At 69.3% G+C, this 20,679-nt stretch carries 24 protein-coding genes; 12 read left to right on the forward strand and 12 right to left on the reverse strand.

Annotated elements, in window-relative coordinates:
* Positions 1–116: 116 nt before the first annotated feature.
* Both QRN26_RS03675 and QRN26_RS03680 read left to right on the forward strand, forming a co-directional pair.
* Complete coding sequence (locus tag QRN26_RS03675) at positions 117–569, forward strand: NUDIX hydrolase (RefSeq protein WP_285035302.1); 453 nt, start codon at positions 117–119, stop codon at positions 567–569.
* A 62-nt stretch (positions 570–631) separates the two neighbouring features.
* A complete protein-coding gene (locus QRN26_RS03680; RefSeq protein WP_285035304.1) occupies positions 632–946 on the forward strand; it encodes a GNAT family protein in 315 nt (104 codons plus the stop codon).
* Here the strand turns inward: QRN26_RS03680 and QRN26_RS03685 are convergent.
* The gene (locus QRN26_RS03685) at positions 889–1,701 is read right to left on the reverse strand and encodes a MerR family transcriptional regulator (RefSeq protein WP_285035305.1); all 813 of its coding nucleotides are present in this window, start codon (positions 1,699–1,701) and stop codon (positions 889–891) included. The genes QRN26_RS03680 and QRN26_RS03685 overlap by 58 nt on opposite strands.
* Positions 1,702–1,742: 41 nt before the next feature.
* Positions 1,743–2,240, reverse strand: a complete 498-nt coding sequence (locus QRN26_RS03690) for a CGNR zinc finger domain-containing protein (RefSeq protein ID WP_056780354.1) — start codon at positions 2,238–2,240, stop codon at positions 1,743–1,745.
* A gap of 83 nt (positions 2,241–2,323) precedes the next feature.
* Here QRN26_RS03690 and QRN26_RS03695 point away from each other — a divergent pair, with 83 nt between their 5' ends.
* Positions 2,324–3,196 (forward strand): alpha/beta fold hydrolase, encoded by an 873-nt coding sequence (locus QRN26_RS03695; protein ID WP_285035308.1) that lies wholly within the window; start codon positions 2,324–2,326, stop codon positions 3,194–3,196.
* Here the strand turns inward: QRN26_RS03695 and QRN26_RS03700 are convergent.
* A complete protein-coding gene (locus QRN26_RS03700; protein WP_285035309.1) occupies positions 3,193–3,405 on the reverse strand; it encodes a hypothetical protein in 213 nt (70 codons plus the stop codon). The genes QRN26_RS03695 and QRN26_RS03700 overlap by 4 nt on opposite strands.
* 44 nt (positions 3,406–3,449) lie before the next feature.
* On the opposite strand from QRN26_RS03700, the gene QRN26_RS03705 reads away from it, so the two are divergent.
* A complete protein-coding gene (locus QRN26_RS03705) occupies positions 3,450–3,809 on the forward strand; it encodes a VOC family protein (RefSeq protein ID WP_056010052.1) in 360 nt (119 codons plus the stop codon).
* 70 nt (positions 3,810–3,879) lie between these two features.
* Here the strand turns inward: QRN26_RS03705 and QRN26_RS03710 are convergent, their stop codons facing one another.
* The 3 genes from QRN26_RS03710 to QRN26_RS03720 form a co-directional block, all read right to left on the reverse strand.
* Entirely contained in the window at positions 3,880–5,577 is a 1,698-nt protein-coding gene (locus QRN26_RS03710; protein ID WP_285035310.1) for an endo-1,4-beta-xylanase, read from the reverse strand.
* 35 nt (positions 5,578–5,612) lie between these two features.
* Positions 5,613–6,077, reverse strand: a complete 465-nt coding sequence (locus QRN26_RS03715) for a hypothetical protein (protein WP_285035311.1) — start codon at positions 6,075–6,077, stop codon at positions 5,613–5,615.
* A gap of 63 nt (positions 6,078–6,140) precedes the next feature.
* The gene (locus QRN26_RS03720; RefSeq protein WP_285035312.1) at positions 6,141–6,722 is read right to left on the reverse strand and encodes a uracil-DNA glycosylase family protein; all 582 of its coding nucleotides are present in this window, start codon (positions 6,720–6,722) and stop codon (positions 6,141–6,143) included.
* Between the two features lie 39 nt (positions 6,723–6,761).
* Between QRN26_RS03720 and QRN26_RS03725 the strand changes: the two genes are divergently transcribed.
* The 4 genes from QRN26_RS03725 to QRN26_RS03740 all read left to right on the forward strand — a co-directional run bounded on the left by QRN26_RS03725 (position 6,762) and on the right by QRN26_RS03740 (position 10,276).
* Positions 6,762–8,312: a deoxyguanosinetriphosphate triphosphohydrolase family protein gene (locus tag QRN26_RS03725; protein WP_285035314.1), complete on the forward strand. Its 1,551-nt coding sequence runs from the start codon at positions 6,762–6,764 to the stop codon at positions 8,310–8,312.
* A gap of 141 nt (positions 8,313–8,453) precedes the next feature.
* Positions 8,454–8,786 (forward strand): DUF7882 family protein, encoded by a 333-nt coding sequence (locus QRN26_RS03730; protein ID WP_056010042.1) that lies wholly within the window; start codon positions 8,454–8,456, stop codon positions 8,784–8,786.
* Between the two features lie 88 nt (positions 8,787–8,874).
* On the forward strand, positions 8,875–9,246 hold the full coding sequence (locus QRN26_RS03735; protein WP_056010040.1) for a hypothetical protein: 372 nt from the start codon (positions 8,875–8,877) through the stop codon (positions 9,244–9,246).
* 76 nt (positions 9,247–9,322) lie between these two features.
* On the forward strand, positions 9,323–10,276 hold the full coding sequence (locus QRN26_RS03740) for a helix-turn-helix transcriptional regulator (protein WP_056010038.1): 954 nt from the start codon (positions 9,323–9,325) through the stop codon (positions 10,274–10,276).
* 18 nt (positions 10,277–10,294) lie between these two features.
* Here QRN26_RS03740 and QRN26_RS03745 read toward each other — a convergent pair whose 3' ends face one another.
* From QRN26_RS03745 to QRN26_RS03755, 3 genes are all read right to left on the reverse strand, one after another.
* On the reverse strand, positions 10,295–10,579 hold the full coding sequence (locus QRN26_RS03745) for a hypothetical protein (RefSeq protein ID WP_285035315.1): 285 nt from the start codon (positions 10,577–10,579) through the stop codon (positions 10,295–10,297).
* Positions 10,580–10,685: 106 nt separating this feature from the next.
* On the reverse strand, positions 10,686–12,374 hold the full coding sequence (locus tag QRN26_RS03750) for an ABC-F family ATP-binding cassette domain-containing protein (RefSeq protein ID WP_056780330.1): 1,689 nt from the start codon (positions 12,372–12,374) through the stop codon (positions 10,686–10,688).
* 119 nt (positions 12,375–12,493) lie between these two features.
* Positions 12,494–13,558 (reverse strand): phosphotransferase family protein, encoded by a 1,065-nt coding sequence (locus tag QRN26_RS03755; RefSeq protein WP_285035316.1) that lies wholly within the window; start codon positions 13,556–13,558, stop codon positions 12,494–12,496.
* A 70-nt stretch (positions 13,559–13,628) separates the two neighbouring features.
* Here QRN26_RS03755 and QRN26_RS03760 point away from each other — a divergent pair, with 70 nt between their 5' ends.
* Genes QRN26_RS03760 through QRN26_RS03770 form a run of 3 tightly spaced genes read left to right on the forward strand, consistent with a single transcriptional unit; the run spans position 13,629 to position 16,778 of the window.
* Positions 13,629–14,594 carry a DMT family transporter gene (locus tag QRN26_RS03760; RefSeq protein WP_082498575.1) on the forward strand — a complete coding sequence of 322 codons (966 nt, stop codon included), beginning with the start codon at positions 13,629–13,631 and terminating at the stop codon, positions 14,592–14,594.
* 58 nt (positions 14,595–14,652) lie between these two features.
* Complete coding sequence (locus QRN26_RS03765) at positions 14,653–15,453, forward strand: carbon-nitrogen hydrolase family protein (protein ID WP_285035317.1); 801 nt, start codon at positions 14,653–14,655, stop codon at positions 15,451–15,453.
* Positions 15,450–16,778 carry a M20/M25/M40 family metallo-hydrolase gene (locus QRN26_RS03770; protein WP_285035318.1) on the forward strand — a complete coding sequence of 443 codons (1,329 nt, stop codon included), beginning with the start codon at positions 15,450–15,452 and terminating at the stop codon, positions 16,776–16,778. Before QRN26_RS03765 ends, QRN26_RS03770 begins: the two co-directional genes overlap by 4 nt.
* A gap of 33 nt (positions 16,779–16,811) precedes the next feature.
* Here QRN26_RS03770 and QRN26_RS03775 read toward each other — a convergent pair whose 3' ends face one another.
* On the reverse strand, positions 16,812–17,513 hold the full coding sequence (locus tag QRN26_RS03775; RefSeq protein ID WP_285035319.1) for an NUDIX domain-containing protein: 702 nt from the start codon (positions 17,511–17,513) through the stop codon (positions 16,812–16,814).
* Positions 17,514–17,681: 168 nt separating this feature from the next.
* Here QRN26_RS03775 and QRN26_RS03780 point away from each other — a divergent pair, with 168 nt between their 5' ends.
* A complete protein-coding gene (locus QRN26_RS03780; protein ID WP_285035320.1) occupies positions 17,682–19,097 on the forward strand; it encodes a glycoside hydrolase family 30 protein in 1,416 nt (471 codons plus the stop codon).
* 26 nt (positions 19,098–19,123) lie between these two features.
* Here the strand turns inward: QRN26_RS03780 and QRN26_RS03785 are convergent, their stop codons facing one another.
* Both QRN26_RS03785 and QRN26_RS03790 read right to left on the reverse strand, forming a co-directional pair.
* Positions 19,124–20,344: a type II toxin-antitoxin system HipA family toxin gene (locus QRN26_RS03785; protein ID WP_285035321.1), complete on the reverse strand. Its 1,221-nt coding sequence runs from the start codon at positions 20,342–20,344 to the stop codon at positions 19,124–19,126.
* On the reverse strand, positions 20,334–20,675 hold the full coding sequence (locus tag QRN26_RS03790; RefSeq protein ID WP_056010021.1) for a helix-turn-helix transcriptional regulator: 342 nt from the start codon (positions 20,673–20,675) through the stop codon (positions 20,334–20,336). The genes QRN26_RS03785 and QRN26_RS03790 overlap by 11 nt, the downstream gene beginning before the upstream one ends.
* Between the last annotated feature and the right edge of the window lie 4 nt (positions 20,676–20,679).

Raw genomic sequence — 20,679 nt, forward strand, 5'->3', positions numbered from 1 at the left:
TGCTGCCGGGTGCGTCGGAGCGCATCGGCGCCTAGCGTTGGGTCATGGCTTCGGACACCTTCGGCATCTTCCTGAACGGTTCGTGCTCCGGTCAGCGGCATATGGTGTGACTAGTCATGAGCCACTTCTCCACTGTTCCCGCGTCGTATGTCTTCCTGCGCCGCGATCGATCAGTCCTGCTGCAGCGACGGCAGAACACCGGGTACATGGACGATTGTTGGTCAGCGGGTGCCGCCGGTCATGTCGAGCTCGGTGAAACTGCGGCGTCTGCCGCAATCCGTGAGGCGAGGGAAGAGCTCGGCGTCGAGGTGGCACTCGAGGCGCTCTCGGCCGTGGCTGTCATGCAGCGCACCGATGGTACGGAGAACCCGCTGGAACAGCGCGTCGACTGGTTCTTCGTCTGCGACGTCTGGGGTGGCGAACCACTGATCCGAGAACCGATCAAGTGCGCAGAACTGGCGTGGTTCCGCCTCGACGATCTGCCGGTCGACCTGCCCGCTCACGAGCGGCTTGCATTGGACGCCCTGCGCGAGGGGCACAGGTCAGCGCTCCTCACGTTCGGGTTCTGACCAGCTGCCCTCATCGATCGCTGACATAGACGCCCGCCGACCACCCGGGCAGACTGTCTTCGATGAGGCTGCAACCCACATCCGAGGACGATTTCGACGCACTGCGTCATCTGTTCGATGATCCTTCCTTCCATGGTTGGGGAGGACCGGGACGGCTGTCCGACGAGCTCATCCGCGCCAAGTACCTTGGCGCACGACTTCCCGATGTCGAGTGCTTCCTCGTCCTGGTCGACGACGACGCGGTCGGACTCGTCCAGCTCCACACCGACGGAGCGGAGGGTGCCGGGATCGACCTCATCCCGCCGCTTTCCGCTCGAGGTCAGGACGCGGGTGCCGCAGCGATCGGCTGCTGCAGTTCGGTGACCCAGTCGGACTGATCCTCCGACACCGCCCGCACGTAGAGCTCGCGGCACGGCCCCGCCGGCACGAAGCCCCGGGCGAGGATCTCAGCGTGGATGGACTGCCAGCTCTCGGCGATGCGGTCCATCGACCCGAGGTGGATGCCACAGATCGCCAGGCTCTCGGCCGGCAACGTGATGATCTCGAAGCCCTCGCGGGGCGCGCCGTTGTAGGCGTAGCCGACGACGACCTCGGTGCCGTCCTCGCTCGCGTGGTACTGCGCGATCGGCGTGGTCAGCGAACCGCTCTCGTCGCCGATGATGGACGCGACCGCGTCGAACGAGGGACCGACGAAGTCCGCGATGTCCGGCTGTGAGGGGACGACGCCACGACGGGCGGCCAGGCGAACGGCGGGCAGGGGCTTCTCGATGATCTCGATCTCCGACATGTGATGCTTTCTTTCGATGAGGTGGAGCCGCCGTTCCACATCGATGAGTCGTGCGGCCGCGATGCGGTGCTCGCGTTCGACCTCGGCTCGACGCACCTGCAACAACCGGGCGATGCGCGCGGCATCCACCCCTTGGTCGAGGATCAGGGCGATGTCTTCGAGACCGAAGCCGAGATGGCGAAGCGCCACGATCCGGTGCAGTCGTTCCAACTGCGAAGGATCGTACGAGCGGTAGCCGCTGGACTCATCCACATGGGCAGGCACGAGCAGGCCAGCGGTGTCCCAATGCCGGAGCATCCGATGGGTCACCTGGCCGATCTGCGCGAACGCTCCGATGGACAACATGTCTCAGTTCTCCCTCCTCACACGGTGTCAGAGTCAAGCGTTCAGTTCTGAGCGCGTCGCGCGTGGGTGCGCGCCTTCATCCGGTTGCCGCAGACCGCCATCGAGCACCACTTCGCGGTGCCGGGGCGACTGTGGTCGACGAGGAACAGGCTGCATTCGTCGTTCGCGCACGGGCGAAGGCGCCCGGGGAACTCCGCGACGACGCTCGACCACGCCAACACGACGCCCGCCACGAGGCGGTCGTCTTCGGGGACCTGCAGCTCCCAGACCACGCCGCCGGGCGTGACGCGCGGCGTCCGAACCGCATCCCCGAGGATGCCTGCGAGCTCTCGGGTCGCCCCGCCGTCCTCGCCGCGGACGACGGCCTGGAGCGCCTGCCTCGCACGCCGAAGGCGGGCCACCTCGTCCGCGGACCCGGTGCCACCCCAGCTGCGCGCGAGGTCTCGCCCGGCTGCACCCTCGAGACGGTCCGTCGGGGCACCCTCGATGACCGGCGCGCTGTTCAGCACGTTCAGCAGCAGCTCCTCGTCGCGAAGCATCGTTCTCCGTTCTCGCGCCGTGTGGCGCCATGAATCCATGCTACCGTCTGGCTAACCAGTAAAACAATCTAAAGGGGTTAGCAATGGTCACCGTCCACCACCGCACCGTCTCCGTCGATGGGCTCGACGTCTTCTACCGGGAAGCCGGTCCGGCCGATGCTCCGGTGCTCCTGCTCCTGCACGGGTACCCGAGCAGCTCCCACATGTTCCGCCACCTCATCCCCGCCCTGGCCGACCGCTACCGCGTCATCGCTCCGGACCACATCGGCTTCGGTCGCTCCGCCGCCCCCTCGGTCGACGAGTTCGAGTACACCTTCGCGGCCCTCGCCGGCGTGACCGGCCGGTTCCTCTCGACCATCGGCGTGACGCAGTACACGATCTACGTGCAGGACTACGGCGCGCCGGTCGGCTGGCGCCTGGCGCTCGCCGACCCCGCTGCCGTCGTCGGCGTCATCTCCCAGAACGGCAACGCCTACGAAGAGGGCTTCGTGCCCGGGTTCTGGGACCCGATCTGGGCCGACGCCGCCGAACGCACCACCGAGACGCGCGACGCACTCCGTCCCGCCCTCGGCCGGGAAGCCGTCGAATGGCAGTACACCCACGGTGTGCCGGATCCGACGACCGTCGACCCCGACGCCTGGGAGCACGACCTCGCGCTCCTCGCCCGACCGGGCCAGGACGACGTGCAGCTGGCGCTGTTCCGCGACTACACGACCAACCGCGAGCTGTACCCGGCGGTGCACGAGTGGCTCCGCACCTCGCAGGTGCCGGTGCTCGCGATCTGGGGACGGAACGACGAGATCTTCGCCGCCGGCGGCGCCACGGCGTTCACGCGCGACGCCCCGCACGCTCGCGTCGAACTCGTCGACGGCGGACACTTCCTCCTCGAATCCGACCTCGACCTCGTCGCCGACGCCATCACGAGCTGGCTCGCGACGAACGACCGCAGCGCCTAGCCCGACGGATCGATCGATCCGTCTCCGGCCACCCCGGCGTGACCGGGCGGCCGTCCGCACGAGCGGTCGGCCGCCTGGCCGTCGGCTCGGGAGGCTGAGCGACGCAGCCCCTTCACGCCTCGATACCCGAGCCACAAGCCGAACGGGACGAGGAGCGCCAACCCGATGAGCTCCGAGCTCTGAGCCCGGGACGGTGTGTGTTCTGCCACCTGATGACTCCTTCGTGGAGCGGGCGCATCGATACACTCACTGCATGGGAGTGGTCGGCATCGGCGGGTTGTTCTTCCGCAGTCGTGATCCATCAGCGCGCGCGGCGTGGTACCGAGAGCATCTCGGCATCGAAGCCGGCGCCGAGGGCGAAGGTGCCGTCTGGATGCAGGAGGCCGGCGCGACCGTCTTTGCTCCGTTCTCGACAACGAGCGAGTACTTCGATGACGACCAGCCGTTCATGCTCAACCTCCGCGTCACAGGCTTGGACGCTCTGATTGCGCAGCTGGAAGGCGCCGGGATCGACGTCGAGCGTCGGACCGAATGGGAGTCGGACTACGGCCGGTTCGTCCGTCTACACGACCCGGAGGGGCTCCCCATCGAACTCTGGGAGCTCGGCGAGTAGCACGCGTCGCGGCGTTCATTGCCCCGAGCCGGGCCGCTTTCCGTCATGATGCCCGATAGCGGTTCGCTCCTCAGCCCGCGAGGACCCGCTGCAGCGCGTCGTAGGCGGGCGTCGGCTCGCCGTCGTCGAACAGGAGGTCGTGGCCCTGCTGCAGAGCGCCGTCGTCGTCGATGAACCAGTCGTAGGCGTCGTCCACGCCCCAGCTCGTGTACGACACGCAGGCGTCCGAGCCGAGGCACGCCGCGAGGACGGTGGCGTACTGCTCCGCCTGGACGTCCTCACCCTCGTCGTCCGGGACGTCGTTCTCCGAGATGCGGACGGTCAGTCCCGCAGCCGCGAAGGTGTCGAACGTCGTCGCGAGGTCCTCCGCTGAGAGCGCGTCGGTGGCGAGGTCGTAGACGTGGGCTTGCAGGCCGACGCCGTCGATATGGCCACCCTGCGCGTTCGTGCGGAGGGCGAGCTGCAGCAGAGCGTCCTGGCGGGGACCCGGCACATCGGCGCCGTTCTCGTTGATGAACTGCTCGACGTCCGGGTCCGCGTCGTAGACCGCGGTCGAGACCACCACCGGATACGACGGACCGAAGACGCGGTACCAGACGTTCTCCTGCAAGCTCGTGCCCTGATCGACGTCGAACGGTTCGTTCACGACGTCGAGCGAATCGAGCCGGCCGCGGAAGTGCGAGACCACGGTGTGCACGTAGTCGAGCAGGACCGCGGCGCTCGCCTGACGCTGCGACTCGGAGTCGGCGGGCAGGTCGCGCATCCAGCCGGGCATCGCCTCGGTGAACGCGATGGTGTGGCCGTGCACTGCGATTCCCTTGCTCGCAGCGAGGTCGAGGAGCGCGTCCGCCTCCTCGAAGTGGTACTCACCCTGCCTGGGGGAGAGTGCTTGCGGCTTCATCGCGTTCTCCGGGGTGATGAGGCCGACGTTCCCCGCGAGGTTCTCCGCGTACGCCGCGTCCGAGACGAGCGGACCGAGCGCCGCCGCCGCGCCGATCAGGAAGCCCGGTCGAGCGCGGGAGGCGAGCGCCTGCAAACCTTCAGGAGATCGTTCCGCCTCGCCCGCGACAGGACCTGCGGTGGCCAGTGAGGCACCGGCCGGCGCCGTGGCGGTCAGCGAACCGACCGTGAAGGACCCCTCCTCGCTCGAGAACCCCAACCAGAGTCCGCCGGAGTCGAAGACACCGCCGAGCGGGAACGAGGACAGCGTCTCCCCGTCGCTCGCGATCTCGAGTCGGTCGCCGGAACGATGCACGGAGAGTTCCGCCTCGGGATCGGCGAGCGTCACCTCCTCGTCCTCCACCGGCGCAGGGTCGGTCACGTCCTCCGGTGCGGAGCCGTCGAAGACCGCGATCCGGAGATCGTCGCCGCTGAGCGTGAGCGTGAGCCCCGCGGGCTGGATCAGGAATTCGTCGGCGATGACGGGTGGGCGGGCGAGGACGGCCAGGGTGGCGTCCGCGGTCACGTCCGTGAACGACGTCCTGAGGGTGAAGTCGTCCGGGGCATCGAGGTGCACGCCCGCGAGATTGACCGGCGGGTTCGGTTGGCCTCCACCGCCGTCCTGTTCGACGATGGTCCGTCCCGTCGCGGTCACCCGCAGCTCATCGCCGTCTGCGACGATGCCGGGCACGTGCTGCCAATCGTGCTCCAGGAGGTCGATGACCGTCTCCCGCTCAAAGGGGGAGCCGGTCGGCGTGCAGGCGACCAGGGCGAGGACGAGGGCGACCGCCGTTCCGCTCGCGAGGCTCCGTCTGCTGGCGATCGACATGTGAGGAGCGTAAGCGACGGCGGGGCGCGTGCCGGCTACCGGCCGCTTGCGAGGCTGACGGCTTGGAGGCCCACGACCACGGCGTTGACCGGCACAGCGATGACGAGCACGGAGATCGCGCCGATGGCGGCGATGATCGAGTACCGAGGCGTCCGCTTGTGGACCTTCGCCTGGAGGACGAGCGTGACGACGGGCGGAGCGATCGCGATCACCGCGCCGAGGATGAACCCGCCGAGCATCCCGCCACCGCTCAGTCGGTCCTCGGACGGCCCGAACTCGCCCTGCAGGGCGAACGACAGTTGGACGAACCAGCTCACCACCAGCAGCGCGAACAGGAGCAGGGTGATGCCGATGCCGGCCGCCCGGCCGGTGACCGGTCCCTCCTGCTCGGTGAGCCAGGAAGCATCATCCGGCTTGGCAGGCGTCTCGCCGGAGCTCGACCCCGACGGCGGTTGAACGGTCGGCCGCACGTCGTCGCCCGCGTGCTGGTCGTCGCTCACGGCTCACCCCTCGTCAGTCGGTCGGACGCCGGCGTCCCGGCATCCTCGTCAGCCTATGCCGCCTCACCCCGCGAGCGCCTTCCGCACCTGCGCGGAGAGCAGCGGCACCGTCTCCTCCTGGAACCAGGGGTTCTTCGTACGCCAGCCGCGTGCGAGCGGCGACGGGTGCACGATCGGGAAGAACGGGAGGTGCGACTCCGCCGCCCGGACGTTCTCCGTGAGGGTGCGCCCGGCCCGCGGACCGAGGTAGGCGCGCTGCGCGTAGGCGCCGATGAGGATTGTGAGGCGCACCTCGGTCAGCTGCTCGAGGATGCGCGGATGCCAGCGAGCGGCGAAGTCGCGGCGCGGCGGCAGGTCGCCACTCGTCCCCTTGCCCGGGAAGTAGAAGTCCATCGGCACGATCGCCACGTTCGCCGGGTCGTAGAACTCCTCGGGCGTCACACCCATCCATGAGCGGAGCAGGACACCGCTCGGGTCGTTCCAGGGGATGCCGGACTCCTGCGCCAGCCGTCCCGGCGCCTGACTGATGATGAGCACCCGCGCCTCGGGGGAGGCGACGACGAGCGGCTCCCACCCGAGTTCGCGCGCCCAGGCGTTCGACTCGTGGGCGGCGACCTCGGCACGGAGACGATCGATCGGATGCATCCCTGCAGTCTTCCACCGAGTGCGCAATAGGGTGAGAAGATGGACGACGACCAGCGGCGACGGCGCCTCATCCCCGAGCCCGTGGACCGGTTCGCGACCGGCGAGGAGTACCCGGAGTACCGGGTCGACCTCGAACGGATCCGCTTCTCCCCGTACTTCGCCCGGCTGTCGGCCGTCACGCAGGTCGTGTCGCCGTCCGGCGTCGGCCAGGTGGTGCACAACCGGCTCACGCACTCGATCAAGGTCACCGCCGTCGCCCGGGCCATCGCGATGCAACTGACGACGACGGACCCGGCGCAGGCCGCGATCGTCGAGCGCCTCGGCGGCTGCGACCCCGTCGTCGTGCAGGCAGCCGCCAGCGCCCACGACCTCGGCCACCCGCCGTTCGGCCACCTCGGCGAGCAGGTCCTCGACCGCCTCGCACGGGAGCGCCTCGGGCTCGCCGAGGGCTTCGAGGGCAACGCGCAGTCGTTCCGCATCCTCTCCGCACTCGACGTGTGCGAGACGGTGAAGGAGGGCCTCAACCTCACCGCCGCCTCCCGCGCCGCCGTGCTCAAGTACCCGTGGGGCCGCACCGTCCACCGCCCCGACCTCGACCCGGCGGACCCCACGCGCATGCCGCGCGGCTCGACCGCGAGTCGCTGGGAGACGGCGCCACCGAAGTTCTCCGCGTACACACTCGACCTCGACGACATGCTCGACGCCCGCGGCGCGTTCACGGCTATCGCGCCCTGGCAGCAGACCGTCGAGTGCTCCGTGATGGACGTCGCCGACGACATCGCCTACTCCCTGCACGACCTCGACGACTTCTACCGGGCCGGCGTGCTCCAGCAGGCGGCCGTCGCCGTCGAGTTCCGCACCTTCCTCCGGGATCAGCGCGCCCTCGCAGCACTCGACGCCGACGAGCTGTGGAACCGGGCACCCGGCCACTCGCTCGAACTGTTGCGACGGCGGATCGTCTCCCGCGATCCGTGGATCGCGAGCGACGAGCACTTCCGCGCCTCCGTGCAGCGGGTCGCGACCGAACTCGTCGAGGGGCTCCTCGCCGTCCCCTTCGACGGTTCGAGCCGCACCGAGCGCGCCATCGAGTCGTTCGTCTCCTCCTGGATCGGCCGCCTGCAACGGTCCGTCCTCGTCGTCGAGGAGCCCAACGTGCGCTCCGGTCACGTGGCGCTCCTGCCCGAGGCCTGGCACGACGTCACCGTGCTCAAGTTCGTCCACACGCGCTTCGTCATCGACCGACCCGACTTCGCCACCTATCAGCGAGGACAGTCGCGCGTCCTCGACGTCCTCGTCAGTGAACTCGACCGCTGGCTCGACGATCCCCGCGACGGCCCGCGTGCCCCGCAGAAGCTCCTCGACTTCGTCGAACTGGCCACCGACGGCTACTTCCGCCTGCGAGCCGACAACCCGGACTGGCTGCCCGACGACCCGGAGACCGGACGCCCACTGGCCGACCCGAGCGCCCTCGGACGCCTCGGCCGGGCCCGCGGCATCCTCGACTACGTCGCCTCACTCACCGATGAACAGGCGACGGCGCTCGCCGCCAGACTGCGCGGAGACCGCGAGGCCTGGGCCTTCGGCAGCTAGGTGTCGGCTGAGCGGCGGACGGCTATCCGAATGCCCCTGGCGCAATTCGGATAGTTCCGAGCGCGGGATTACTAGAACATCTAGCGTTATCCCCGGCACCGGGAATCACCTCGGTCCCGAAACAGAAGGGATGGCGCGCTCATGGGAAACCTCCTCTACGGAACCCCTCCGACTCCGCACGAGATCGAAGACCGGCTCCTCGCGCACCTGCAGACGGTGATCTTCACGAAGTTCCGCCGCAACGAGAGCTTCGCCTTCCACCTCGAAGCCGTCCCCGGTCGTGGGACGGGTCGTCAGTCGCTGTGGCTGAACCCGATGATCCCCCTCCAGTTCTCCTTCTACGGCAGCCGTGCACCGGAGCTCAACCGGGAATGGCTCGCCGCGCTCCTCGAGCAGGCCAACAGCGCGAAGGGCATGCGCGTCGTCCCCGAGCCGGCCGCCGGCGCCACCAAGCGCGTCGAGTCCGCAGCCTAGGCACGCGGCTCCGCGACCGCGGATCGAACACCGCCACGACGAGCTCCGGCCGTCGGGCGTCCATGACACACCAGTTGGGGGTGGGACCATGCCGATCTCGATCCCTGGCGCGCCCGACTTCTTTGAGTTGGACGATGCGCGCACCGTCGGGCGACTGCTCGACCGCACCGACGTCGTCTTCGAGACCTCCCACTCCGGCGCCGACGTCGCGGGTGGTCTGTCCCTCAGCCGGTCCGCCATCGCACTCGATGTCGGCGGCGACACCGTCCGCGTCCTGACGAGATACATCGTCGCCTGGTCACTCCGCGCCGAGGGTGGGTTGACGGTGCTGACGATCTGGTCGGAGCGCCCGACCGCCGTGCACGAGACGACGATGCTGCCACGCTTCGCGCCGATGGCGTCGTCCGCGCTGACCGGTGTCCTCGGGGCCGAACACGGCTTCCTGCAAGGGACCGCCTGACAAGCTGTGGACTGCTCTGCCCCCGAACGTTCCGTTGAAGGTGACAGTTCGAGATCGGCGTGAGATTCTATGAACGATGAGCGAACACGGTGGGCCCGCTGAGCGGTCCGAGGTCGCAGGTCGAGATGTCGATGAGGCTCGAGACCTGTTCTCCGACGCGTACAACGCCGGCGAGATGGTCATCGAACCCACGGCATCCGCCTTCACCTTCCGGTACACGGCGATCGGCGATGACGAGCTGACGCTGCGCGCCACCCAGTTCGCCGGTCGCGTCACCGGGACGGTGCTCACCCAGGGCGAGTACATCGTGTCGTGGCTGACGGCCGGGCAGGGTGCGACCGATCTCGCCGGCGCACCGGTCAAGCTCGAGTACGGTCGGCCGGCGATGTTCGCGAACGATCGGCTCGCCGAGTTCGACTTCACCGACTACCGCCAGAACCTCATGCACTTCGACGGGTCGTTCCTGGAACGGGTCGCGGGGGAGGTCGAGGGCACCAGCGGGCCGATCCTGTTCGACACGACGGCGCGACCGAGCGGCGAGCAGCTCCGACGCTGGGCGGCCTCGGTCACCACCGTCGCGAGCGTCGTGTACGACGACGCCAGCCCGGCGCTCCTCCGTGCGGAGGCGAACCGTGCTGCCGCGATCGCCCTCTTGGAGACGTTCCCGCACACCGCGCTGCACGCACCGGTCGAGATCGGGCTGCCGTCGGGCGGGAAGACCCGCGCCGCCGTCGAGTACATGATCGCCAACGCGCACCTGCCCATCCGCACCGAGGACGTGGCCGAGGCGGTCGGGATGAGCCAACGGAGCCTGCAGGCGGCGTTCCGCCGCGAACACGACATCACCGCGATCGACTACCTGCGACGGGTGCGGCTCGACCGCGTGCAGGAGGAACTCCGCAGGTCCGATCCCGGTCGTGCCACCGTCGCCGAGATCGCGCAGCGGTGGGGCTTCGCCCATCTCGGACGGTTCTCCGCCTCGTACACGAACCGCTTCGGCGAGTATCCGAGCACGACGCTCGGGTCCTGACCGCCGGCTCGCGCCGACTCAGAACTCGTCGAACTCGTCGTATTCGTCGAGACCCGACAGCGGCTCGGCTTCGAGGGACGGCACGATCTCGAGCGCCCGATGCGCGAACGACTCGACGCTGATGAGGAGGCCCGGGCTGACGAGGACGTTGACCGTGCGGTCGGAGGTGAGCGGAACCCGCACGAAGCGGCCGCCCGCCTGGACGGCGGATTCGATCTCGGTCATGAGCTCCTGCACGTCGACGGCAGGATCGATGTCGTATGAAGCGCGCCCGATGGCGATGCTGTACTGCAGGACCATCACCTCCGGGATCGGTTCGTCCTGGTAAGCGTAGGCAACGCACCCTGGGACGACGGTGGGTTGACCAACCCCGCGACTCGTGCAGGGGGTGTCCTGCACGAGCCACGGGCTATCGGGCGCGGTCGACCCGCGTCTCCTCCCAGACGGGCTCGTCGGAGGTCTGGACGCGACCGTCGGAGCCGAAGACGAGGAACCGGTCGAAGCCCCTCGCGAACCAGCGATCGTGGGTCACGGCGATCACGGTGCCCTCGAACCCTTCCAACCCCTGCTCGAGCGCCTCCGCCGAGACGAGGTCGAGGTTGTCGGTCGGTTCGTCGAGGAGGAGCAGCGTCGCGCCCGACAGCTCGAGGAGCAGGATCTGCAGTCGTGCCTGCTGGCCACCGGAGAGTGACTCGAACGACTGCTCCGCGGCGGCGGCGAGGCCGTAGCGGTCGAGCACCCGGCTGGCGGCCTCGCGCGGCAGGCCCGTCCGGTGCTCATCACCCCGATGCAGGATGTCGAGCAGCGTCCGGCCGAGGAGTTCCGGATGCCGATGCGACTGCGCGAACCACCCCGGCTGCACGCGGGCGCCCAGCTTCGCGACACCGTGGTGCAGCACCGGCTCGAGGGTGCCACCGGCCGCCGCCAGATGACCCGCGCCCGGATCCGGATCGGTCCCACCGCCGGCGAGCAGCCGGAGGAAATGGGACTTGCCCGAACCGTTCGACCCCAGCACGCCGATGCGCTCGCCGAACCAGATCTCCGCGTCGAAGGGCTGCATGAGTCCGGTGAGTTCGAGCGAGGAGCACACGAGCGCACGTCGGCCGGTGCGGGCGCCGCGCAGTCGCATCGTGACCTGCTGGTCCTTCGGGCGCTCCTCCGGCGGACCGACCTCCTCGAACTTCGCGAGTCGGGTCTGCGCGGCCCGGTAACGGGAGGCCATCGAGTCGTTGAACTTGGCCTGCTCGCGGAGCCGCAGGACGAGTGCGCGCAGCTTCACGCGATCCTCGTCCCAGCGTCGGCGGAGCTCGTCCAGCCGGTCGAGCCGTGCCTCGCGGGCCTCGTGATAGCTGCGGAAGCTCGCGCCGTGCGTCCACGTCGTGCTCCCCGCGGCACCGACCTCGAGCGTGATGATCCGGGTAGCGGCCTGCGCCAGGAGTTCGCGGTCGTGGGAGACGAGGAGGACGGTCTTGCGGGTCTCGGCGAGCATGCCCTCCAGCCAACGCTTCGTCGGGACGTCGAGGGAGTTGTCGGGCTCGTCGAGGAGCAGCACCTGTTCCGGACCGCGGAACAGCGCCTCGAGGACGAGCCGTTTCTGCTCGCCTCCCGAGAGCGTGCCGAGCGTCCGCCACTGCGCGCGGTCGTAGGGGACGCCGAGCGCGGCCTCGCTGCAGCTGTCCCAGAGCACCTCCTGGTCGTAGCCGCCGGCGTCGGCGTACTCGGCGAGCGTCGTGGCGTACGCCATCTGCGTGGCCTCGACGTCGTCCTCCATGAGCGCGAGCTCGGCGCGGTCCACCGCCTCGGCCGCCGCCCGGACCCGCGGCGGTGCGACCTGCACGAGGAGGTCGCGCACCGTGCGATCGTCGTCGCCCCGCCCGACGAACTGGTCCATGACCCCGAGCCCGCCGTCGATGGACACGACGCCGGAATCGGGCTGCAGTTCGCCGCGGATGATCCGGAGAAGGGTCGTCTTGCCGGCACCGTTCGCCCCGATGAGCGCGGCGATCGCGCCTTCACCGACGCGGAACGACACCTCGTCCAGCAGCGTCCGCCCGTCGCTCAGCGTGTAGCTGAGATCGCTGACGTCGATGTAGCCCATGGTGTGCACTCCCCGGGGAGCCGATCGCTCCCGAACGGACCCCGCACCGAAGCGAGAGGCCGCCCACCGCCTGGCGAGCCGACCAGTCTAGCCCGACGCCCGTCCGGCGGTCGAGTGGTTCAAGCGAGCGCAGCGGCGATGTCGGTGATCCAGGTGCGGACGGTCGCGTCGTGCTCGACGAACCAGTCGCCCTCGTAGCCGCGGGGAACGCCCTCCACCACCATGATCAACGCGAGGTACAGCGACCAGAGGCGGGCGCGGGTCCACGCCGACTCGTCGGCGAGGAGCTCGTGGCCGGACTCCTCCCGGTACGTGCGGAGCAGCTCGGCGTCGTCGGCGATCGTCGCGGGGACGTCGGTGAACAGGGCGAGTGAGACGAGGTCGGCGGTCGGGTCCGCCCAGTGCGCGCGCTCGTGGTCGATGACCCCGGTGAGCTGGGCGGCCTCAGCGCCGTGCTCGGGCATGATCAGGAGGTTGCCGTCCCAGAGGTCGAAGTGCACGAGGGTCGCCTCGGTCACGGCATCGAACGCCGGGAGTGCCTCGTCGACGAGCCCGATGAGCCGAGCGGCGTCGACCGGCAGATCCACCTCGAAGCGCACGGCGTCCGCGAGCACAGCGTCGAGGAGGACCCGGTACGCCTCGCCCGCCGTGGTCGCCTGCAGCTCAGGGCGGAACGGATACCCGAACCGGTTCCCGTCGTCGAGACCGGTGGCGGGGGAGAGCGCTGCGTCCTCGTCGTCGTCCGGTTCCACGTGGAACGGCGTGCGACCGGCAGCGTGGAGGCGCGCGAGGGTCCGTCCCATCACGTCGCGCGCGAGCGGGACGGTCTCGGTGCTGTTCGCCGGGCGGCCGGTGAGCTCGGTCATGATGAGGGCGTCGCGGCCGTCGAGGTCGGTTGCGAGGACGATCTCCGGTTGCGGGACATCAGCGCGGCCGAGGATGCGGAGCGCGAGGGCCTCCGTGTGCATGAGCTTCCGCTCGTAGGTGAGGCCCTCGGCCTCGGCGGGCGAGAGCTTCACGATGGCGCGCTCGCCGCCGTCGAGTTCCACGGCGGCCACCTCGTTCGCGGTGCCCTCCCCGAGCATCGTGATGGTGGGGCTGCCCGGCTGCATGGCCGGCCGCTCGGCCGCCCAGTGCTCTGCGAGGGCGACCAGGGTGGAACTGGGGGAGGGGGAACGGCTCATCCGCCCACGCTAGCGCCACAGAGCGTCGGCGGCTCGTGCCAAGCTGGGGCGTCCGACATGAGGGAGCACGATGAGCGCCGCAGCACCGACCACCCGCGTCACCGCGCTCGTCGCACCGGGATCCCGGAGGGTGCTGTTCGCCTACCTCGGCGCCGCGCTCATCTGGGGGTCCAGCTTCCTCTTCATGAAGACGGGGCTGACCGGCCTCTCGCCCTCGCAGGTCGCGTTGTCGCGGGTGCTGCTCGGCGCCATCACGCTCTGCATCATCATGACCGTCACCCGTCGGCGCTGGCCGCGCGAGCGACGACTGTGGGCGCACCTCGCGGTCGTCTCGGTGTTCCTCTGCGTCGCCCCCTTCCTCCTGTTCTCCTGGGCCGGGCAGTTCCTGCCGTCGGGGCTCTCGAGCATCCTCAACGCGACGACGCCCATCATGACGCTCGCCGTCGGCGCCCTGTTCCTCCCGAAGGAGCGGCTGAACGGCTTGCAGGTGTTCGGGATCTTCGTCGGAGCGCTCGGCGTCGCCATGGTCGTCGGCCCCTGGCGGGTGCTCGGCGACCCGGCGATCCTGGAGTCCGTGCCCGCGCAGCTCGCCTGCCTCGGGGCGACCCTCTGCTACGGCACCGCCTTCGTCTATCTGCGCAAGTTCGTCCTCGGCACCCACAGCTACGACGCCGTCGTCATCTCGGCGATGGAGATCTCGCTCGCCGCCGTCATCATGCTCGTCCTCTCGCCGTTCATCGCGATGCAGCCCGTGTCGCTCGACCTCCCGGTCGTCGCCAGCATGGTCGCGCTGGGCGCCCTCGGCACCGGTGTCGCATACATCTGGATGACGATGATCGTCGACTCCTGGGGCGCGACCGCGGCGTCGACCGTCACCTATCTCACGCCGCTCGTCGGCGTCGTGCTCGGCATCCTCGTCCTCGGGGAGGTCCTCCACTGGAACGAACCCGTCGGTGGCGTGATCGTCGTCCTCGGCATCCTCGTGAGCCAGGGCAGGCTCCGGTTCAGACGGCGTCCCGCACCGATCTCGGCATAGGGTGGCTGGACGGCCGCGCCCGCCGGGCGTCGCCCCCCACCACGGAACGAGGATTCACATGCGCATCGCATCCGGGCAGTTCTCCGCCGGAACGGACACCGACGAGAACCTCGCCAGCGTGGTCGCACTCCTCGGCGAAGCCGCCGCCGGTGGAGCCGAGCTGCTCGTGCTCCCGGAGATGAGCGGGTACGCGACCTCCGAGCCACCGAGCGCGCTCGCCGCGATCGCCCAACCCCTCGACGGGCCGTTCATCACGGGCGTCGCCGCGGCAGCCGCCGCGCGCTCGCTCCCGACCGTCGTCGGCACCATCGAGGCGAACCCGGACGGCCTGCCCTACAACACGCTCGTCGCCATCGACGCCGAGGGCGAGATCGTCGCGACGTACCGCAAGGTGCACCTCTACGACGCCTTCGGATACGCCGAGAGCGACGGCATCGCCGCCGGCGAGATCACCGAGCCGTTCGTCCTCGAGCTGGGCGGCCTCCGCTTCGGCGCCTTCACCTGCTACGACCTCCGCTTCCCCGAGAGCGCCAGACGCCTGGTCGACGCGGGGGCCGACGTCATCCTCCTGCCCGCCATGTGGATCGTCGGCCCGGGCAAGGAGGACACGTGGACCACGCTCGTCCGGGCGAGGGCGATCGAGAACACCGCCTACGTCGTCAGCGCCAACCAGACGGGGCCGCTCGCGACGGGCAACTCGATCGTCGTCGACCCCGCTGGCGTCGTCATCGCGTCCGCCGGCGAGGCACCCGGTGTGATCTTCGCCGAGCTCGACCCGGCCAGACTCGACGACGTCCGGGCGCGAGTGCCCTCGCTCGCCAACCGCCGGTTCACCGTGGTCCCGCGGACCGCGGAATGAGCCCGGACGTGCGCGTCGCCGACCCTGCCGCCCTGTCGGAGGTCGTGTCGATCACCCGCGACCTCATCAGGATCGACACCTCCAACTACGGTGGCGGGCGAGCGGTCGGCGAGTCCCGCGCCGCCGACCTCGTCGAACGCCTGCTCGGTGAGGTCGGGATCCTCTGCGAACGCTTCGAGGCGGAACCGGGCCGGACCAACCTCATCGCCCGCTGGCCAGGCCGGGACCGCAGCCTCCCCGGCCTGCTGCTCCACGGACACCTCGACGTGGTGCCCGTTGACGCGGCTGCATGGACCGTCGACCCGTTCGGCGGTGAGATCGCCGACGGCATGCTGTGGGGTCGAGGCGCCGTCGACATGAAGAACATGGTGGCGATGATCGTCGCCTCGGTGCGACGCCTGGTCACCGCCGGCGAACAGCCCGAACGGGACGTCGTCCTCGCGTTCTTCGCCGACGAGGAGGCCGGCTGCGTGCTCGGCTCCCAGTGGATGGTCGAGAACCACCCCGAGCAGTTCGCCGGGGTCGGTCACGCGATCAGCGAAGGCGGCGGGTACAGCGTCGCGCTCGGAGCGCGGGCCGACAGTCGCGCCTACCTCCTGAACACCGGCGAGAAGGGCGTGTTGTGGCTGCGGTTGACGGCGCACGGCGCTGCCGGTCACGCGTCCCTCGCGAGCCGCGACTCCGCGATCGTGAAGCTCGCCGCCGCGGTCGGACGCATCGGTGCGCTCGACTGGCCGGTGTCCTTCACCGAGACGACGTCGCACCTGTTCCAGCGACTCCGAGAACTGACCGGTGCCGCCCCCGAGCTGTCGCCGTTCGACCTCGCCGCGCTCGTCGGGCCCAGCGCGTCCCGGCTCCGGGCCGGCCTGCAGAACGTGGCGAACGTCACGATGATCTCCGGCGGCTACAAGGAGAACGTGATCCCCGAGTCCGCGACGGCGACGGTCGATGCACGGTTCCTGCCCGGGCAACGTGACGAGGTCCTCGCGCGTCTCCGGGAGGCCGCCGGCGCCGAGGTCGAGATCGAGGTCGAGTTGGAACTCATCGCGATGGAGTCGCCGAACGACGGGGAGCTCGTGTCCGTCATCGAGGCCGCCATCGAACGCCACGACCCCGGGGCGACCGTGCTCCCGCACCTCATCCCCGGCGGCACCGACGCGAAGGCGCTCAGTCGCCTCGGCATCATCGGATACGGGTTCATCCCACTCCGGCTGCCCGCGGACTTCGACTTCCCCGGGATGTTCCACGGGGTCGACGAGCGCGTGCCGCTCGACGCGCTGGACTTCGGCTGCGCGGTGCTCACGGACATCATCCGCTCGGCCTGACGGCTCGCGGCCCCTGAGGTCGGGTGCCGCCGTTCAGTCTTCGACGCGCGGGGCCGGCCCGGCGAAGGGCCCGGTCAGCCTCGCCCACTGGAGCAGCATGATCGTCTTGGCGTCGATGATGTCGACCCCGATCCGCGCGACGGCATCGTCGATGTCGAGTTCGAGGAGTTCGATCTCCTCTCCCTCCTCCGCGAGCCCACCCCAGTCACCTGAGCGGGCGGCCGGGTCGTACTCCGCGGCGTAGAAGTGGAGTCGTTCGGTGACGGAGCCCGGGCTCATGAAGGCGTCGAACACGTGCTCGACGGCCTCGACGGCGAACCCGGTCTCCTCCAGTGCCTCGCGGGCGACGGCGGTCTCGGGGTCGTCGTCGTCGAGGAGGCCGGCTGCGGTCTCGATGAGTTCGCCGGTCGGGTGGCCGTTGACGTACGCCGGGTACCGGAACTGCCTGGTGAGGAGGAGCTTCCGTGAGTCGCCGTGGTAGAGCAGGATGGTGGCGCCGTTGCCGCGGTCATAGGTCTCCCGCTGTTGGACGGACCAGGCGCCTGAGCGGTCCTGCACCCGGAGGGTGGTCCGGCGGAGCACGTGCCAGGCGGTGGCGAGCAGCTCGACATCGGTCACCTGGACCCGCGGGTTGCCGGTGAGGTCGAGGCCGGTGCGGTGCAGGCCGGTGCGCCCGCGGGCGTCGGGGAGCTCGGCTCCGGGTTGCGGCGGGCGGGGCGCGGAGGAGTCGGGCATGATCCGAGCCTAGGGCGGTTCCGCGAGCCGTTCCACGGGCGCTCGGCCCGAGTGTGCTGCGCCTATGGCAAGCCAATGATGAACACTCTTCGGTTTTCGCGGGTTCTGCAACATACTGGTGGGAGCACCGGTCGTGGTCCACGGAGGACCCCCGTCGAAAGGCACTCGATGACGAGCAGCAGCCCCGCCAACCCTGGAACCGCGGCCACTGACGCGCGGGCGGTCTCGTGGGTCGTCACCACCCAGGACGCGCCCTGGCAGGAGCAGCCGCCGCTCGCCTTCGGCCGGGTGACGGGCATGCCGAACGTCATCGTCGACACCGCCTCGCCCCAGCAGACGATCGACGGCATCGGCGGATGCTTCAACGAGCTCGGCTGGACGGCGCTCGGGCTGCTGTCCGAGGAGGACCGCGAAGGCATCCTGTCGGACCTCTTCACCCCTGGCGCCGGGCTCAACCTCTCGCTCTGCCGCATGCCCGTCGGCGCCAACGACTTCTCCACCGACTGGTACTCCTACGACGAGGTCGACGGCGACTTCGGGCTCGAGCACTTCAGCATCGACCACGACCGGGCGACGCTCGTGCCGTTCATCCAGGCGGCACAGCGGTACCGCGGCGACCTGCGGCTCTGGGCGTCGCCGTGGAGCCCGCCGACGTGGATGAAGACGAACGGTCACTACGCCGCCGCGCGCCCCTGGGACGGGTCCGACGTCGACAACGGCATCCGCGACGACCAGCTGGGTGCCGAGGGGACGGACATGTTCATTCTCGAAGACCGGTACCTCGAGGCCTACGCCCGCTACTTCGCCCGATTCGTCGAGGCCTACGGCGAGGAGGGCATCCGGGTGGAGATGGTGATGCCGCAGAACGAGTTCAACTCGGCACAGGTGTTCCCGAGCTGCGTCTGGACGGCCGAGGGACTCGCCCGCTTCATCGCCGTGCTCGGGCCGGAGATGGACCGGCAGGGGGTGCGTGTGTTCCTCGGCACCGAGGAGCGACCGCACGACGCGCAGATCGAGACCGTGCTCGCCGACCCCGCGGCAGGCCCGTGGGTGCAGGGGGTCGGATTCCAATGGGCCGGCAAGGGGGCGATCGCCGCCGTGCACCACGCCCATCCCGAGTTGGCGCTGTACCAGACCGAGCAGGAGTGCGGCGATGGTCGCAACGACTGGCGGTTCGCCCGGTACAGCTGGGGGCTCATGCGTCACTTCTTCACGCACGGAGCGGAGGCGTACACCTACTGGAACCTCGCGCTGACCGAGGGAGGCGTCAGCCGATGGGGGTGGGCGCAGAACTCACTCGTCGTCGTCGATCCCGAGCGGCGCACGTTCCGGTACACGCACGAGTACTTCCTCATGCGGCACCTGGGGCACTTCCTGCAGCCGGGCGCGCAGCGTCTCGCGACGATGAGTTGGACCGGGCACGAGAACCTGCTCGCGTTCCGCAACCCGGACGGCGGGGTCGTACTCGTGATGCAGAACGACCTCGGCGAGCCGCTGCCCGTCCAGATCGTGATCGGCGACGACGTCATCACCCCGACGCTGCCGGCCGACTCCTTCGCGACCCTCGTCATCCCGCCGGCCTGATCGGTCGGGGTGGGTGGCTCGCCGACTCATGGTGCGTAGTCGTGGAGAACACCTGGGTTGAGGAAGAGGTGCTTCTTGAGGAGTTCGATGTCTCGGAGCGGCACCCGCGCGAGGTCCGCCGCATCATCGAACTGATCCCGGATGGTCTCGATGATGTGGTTGATGATCGCGCGCGCATCTTCGGGGGAGAGGCCGTAGATCGCCGACGCCTTCACGAGCTCGGCGAAGTTCGAGCGTTTCTCCCCTGATCGCCCGTAGGCCATGGCCTGCGTCGCGGTGTCTCCGGATCGCGCATTCGGAGCCAGATCGTACGCGGGCGTGAGGGTGAGATGAGCGCCGTCCCAGAACGCGGCGTGATTCCGCGCATGGTCGTCGGAATTCGAGATCGCCATGTTGAAGGCGATGCGCTCGAACAGTTCCCGACCCGGTTCGAAGGTCGCCGACCCGTGCTTGCGGAGTGAGTCGAGGAGTTCGGGGTAGTTCGCGCGAGTCCCCGACCACTCGTCGCGCGCACTCATCGTCAGGGCCGACACGACATGCTTCCGCTTCAGGCCGTCACGGTCGAACCTTCGAACGAGCAGTACTTCCTTGGAATCCACCGTGATGACCTCGGTTATCGAGGTTCTGATGCCCGCGCGGCGAGCGAGTTCCATCGCCGTCCCTTCGGCGTTGACGACGCTGAAGACGCGGTCCGAACTGGAGGAGAACTTCGCGATGTACGCCACGCCGTCGTCGACGATGGTCGCCTTCGGTCTGGCCCCGCCGATGCTGGTGCCCCTGATGAGCACGTCCTCGAGTGATGGAGGGAGCTTCCGGCCAGCCTGGAGCGTCGCGGACGCCTCCTGAAGTTCGGCCAACGTCGCCGTGCTCTCGCGAGGCACGTACTCGGTCGGACTCTGCTGGAAGTCGATCGCGCCGAATCGGTTGCTTCCTGACGCCAACATGTAGTCGATCTCGGTGAGCTCGCGGTCACCAGGCGCCTGACGGTCGTCGATGACGGCTCGCCCCCACGCGTCCGGGCTGCCATCACGCAGAGCACCTGCGATCGTGAGGCCTGGGAGCGGTTCGATCGTTCCGGACCGTAAGGGAAGTTCCGGTGCGTAGAGACTGATCGCCTCGGGACGATTCCGATACGTCGCTGCGTAGACGAAGGGCATCGTGTCGCCCCTGATCTCGACCGCACCCGCGACGATGGGCACCTCGGAGCCGGGTAGCCAGGTCCACACGAACACGCGTTCAGAAGTCATCGCTCAGTTCTTCCTGCCGACCGTGGCGCACGCGGGCGGGGAGCAGCTCCAGCCGATCCTCCCCCCGTCTGCGCAGGCGGGCGAGTTCGACCCGGTCGTCGATTCCGAAGATGGGGACACCGACGAGATCGGCCACGTCGAACACGGTGCCGACAGCGGTGCTCGATGCACCGTTCTCGATGTTGGCGATCGTCGCGACGGAGATGCCGGCGCGTTGGGCGAGTTCGTTGCGGGTCCATCTCCGCCCGAGACGACCCTCCTTGACGAGCTGCCCCAAAATGATGAGCCCATCGCGGACCACCGGCCGCGGGGGTATGACACGTTTCGGCATCGGA

Origin of the sequence: Plantibacter sp. ME-Dv--P-095, from assembly GCF_030209365.1 — a bacterium.
Classification (GTDB): Bacteria; Actinomycetota; Actinomycetes; order Actinomycetales; family Microbacteriaceae; genus Plantibacter.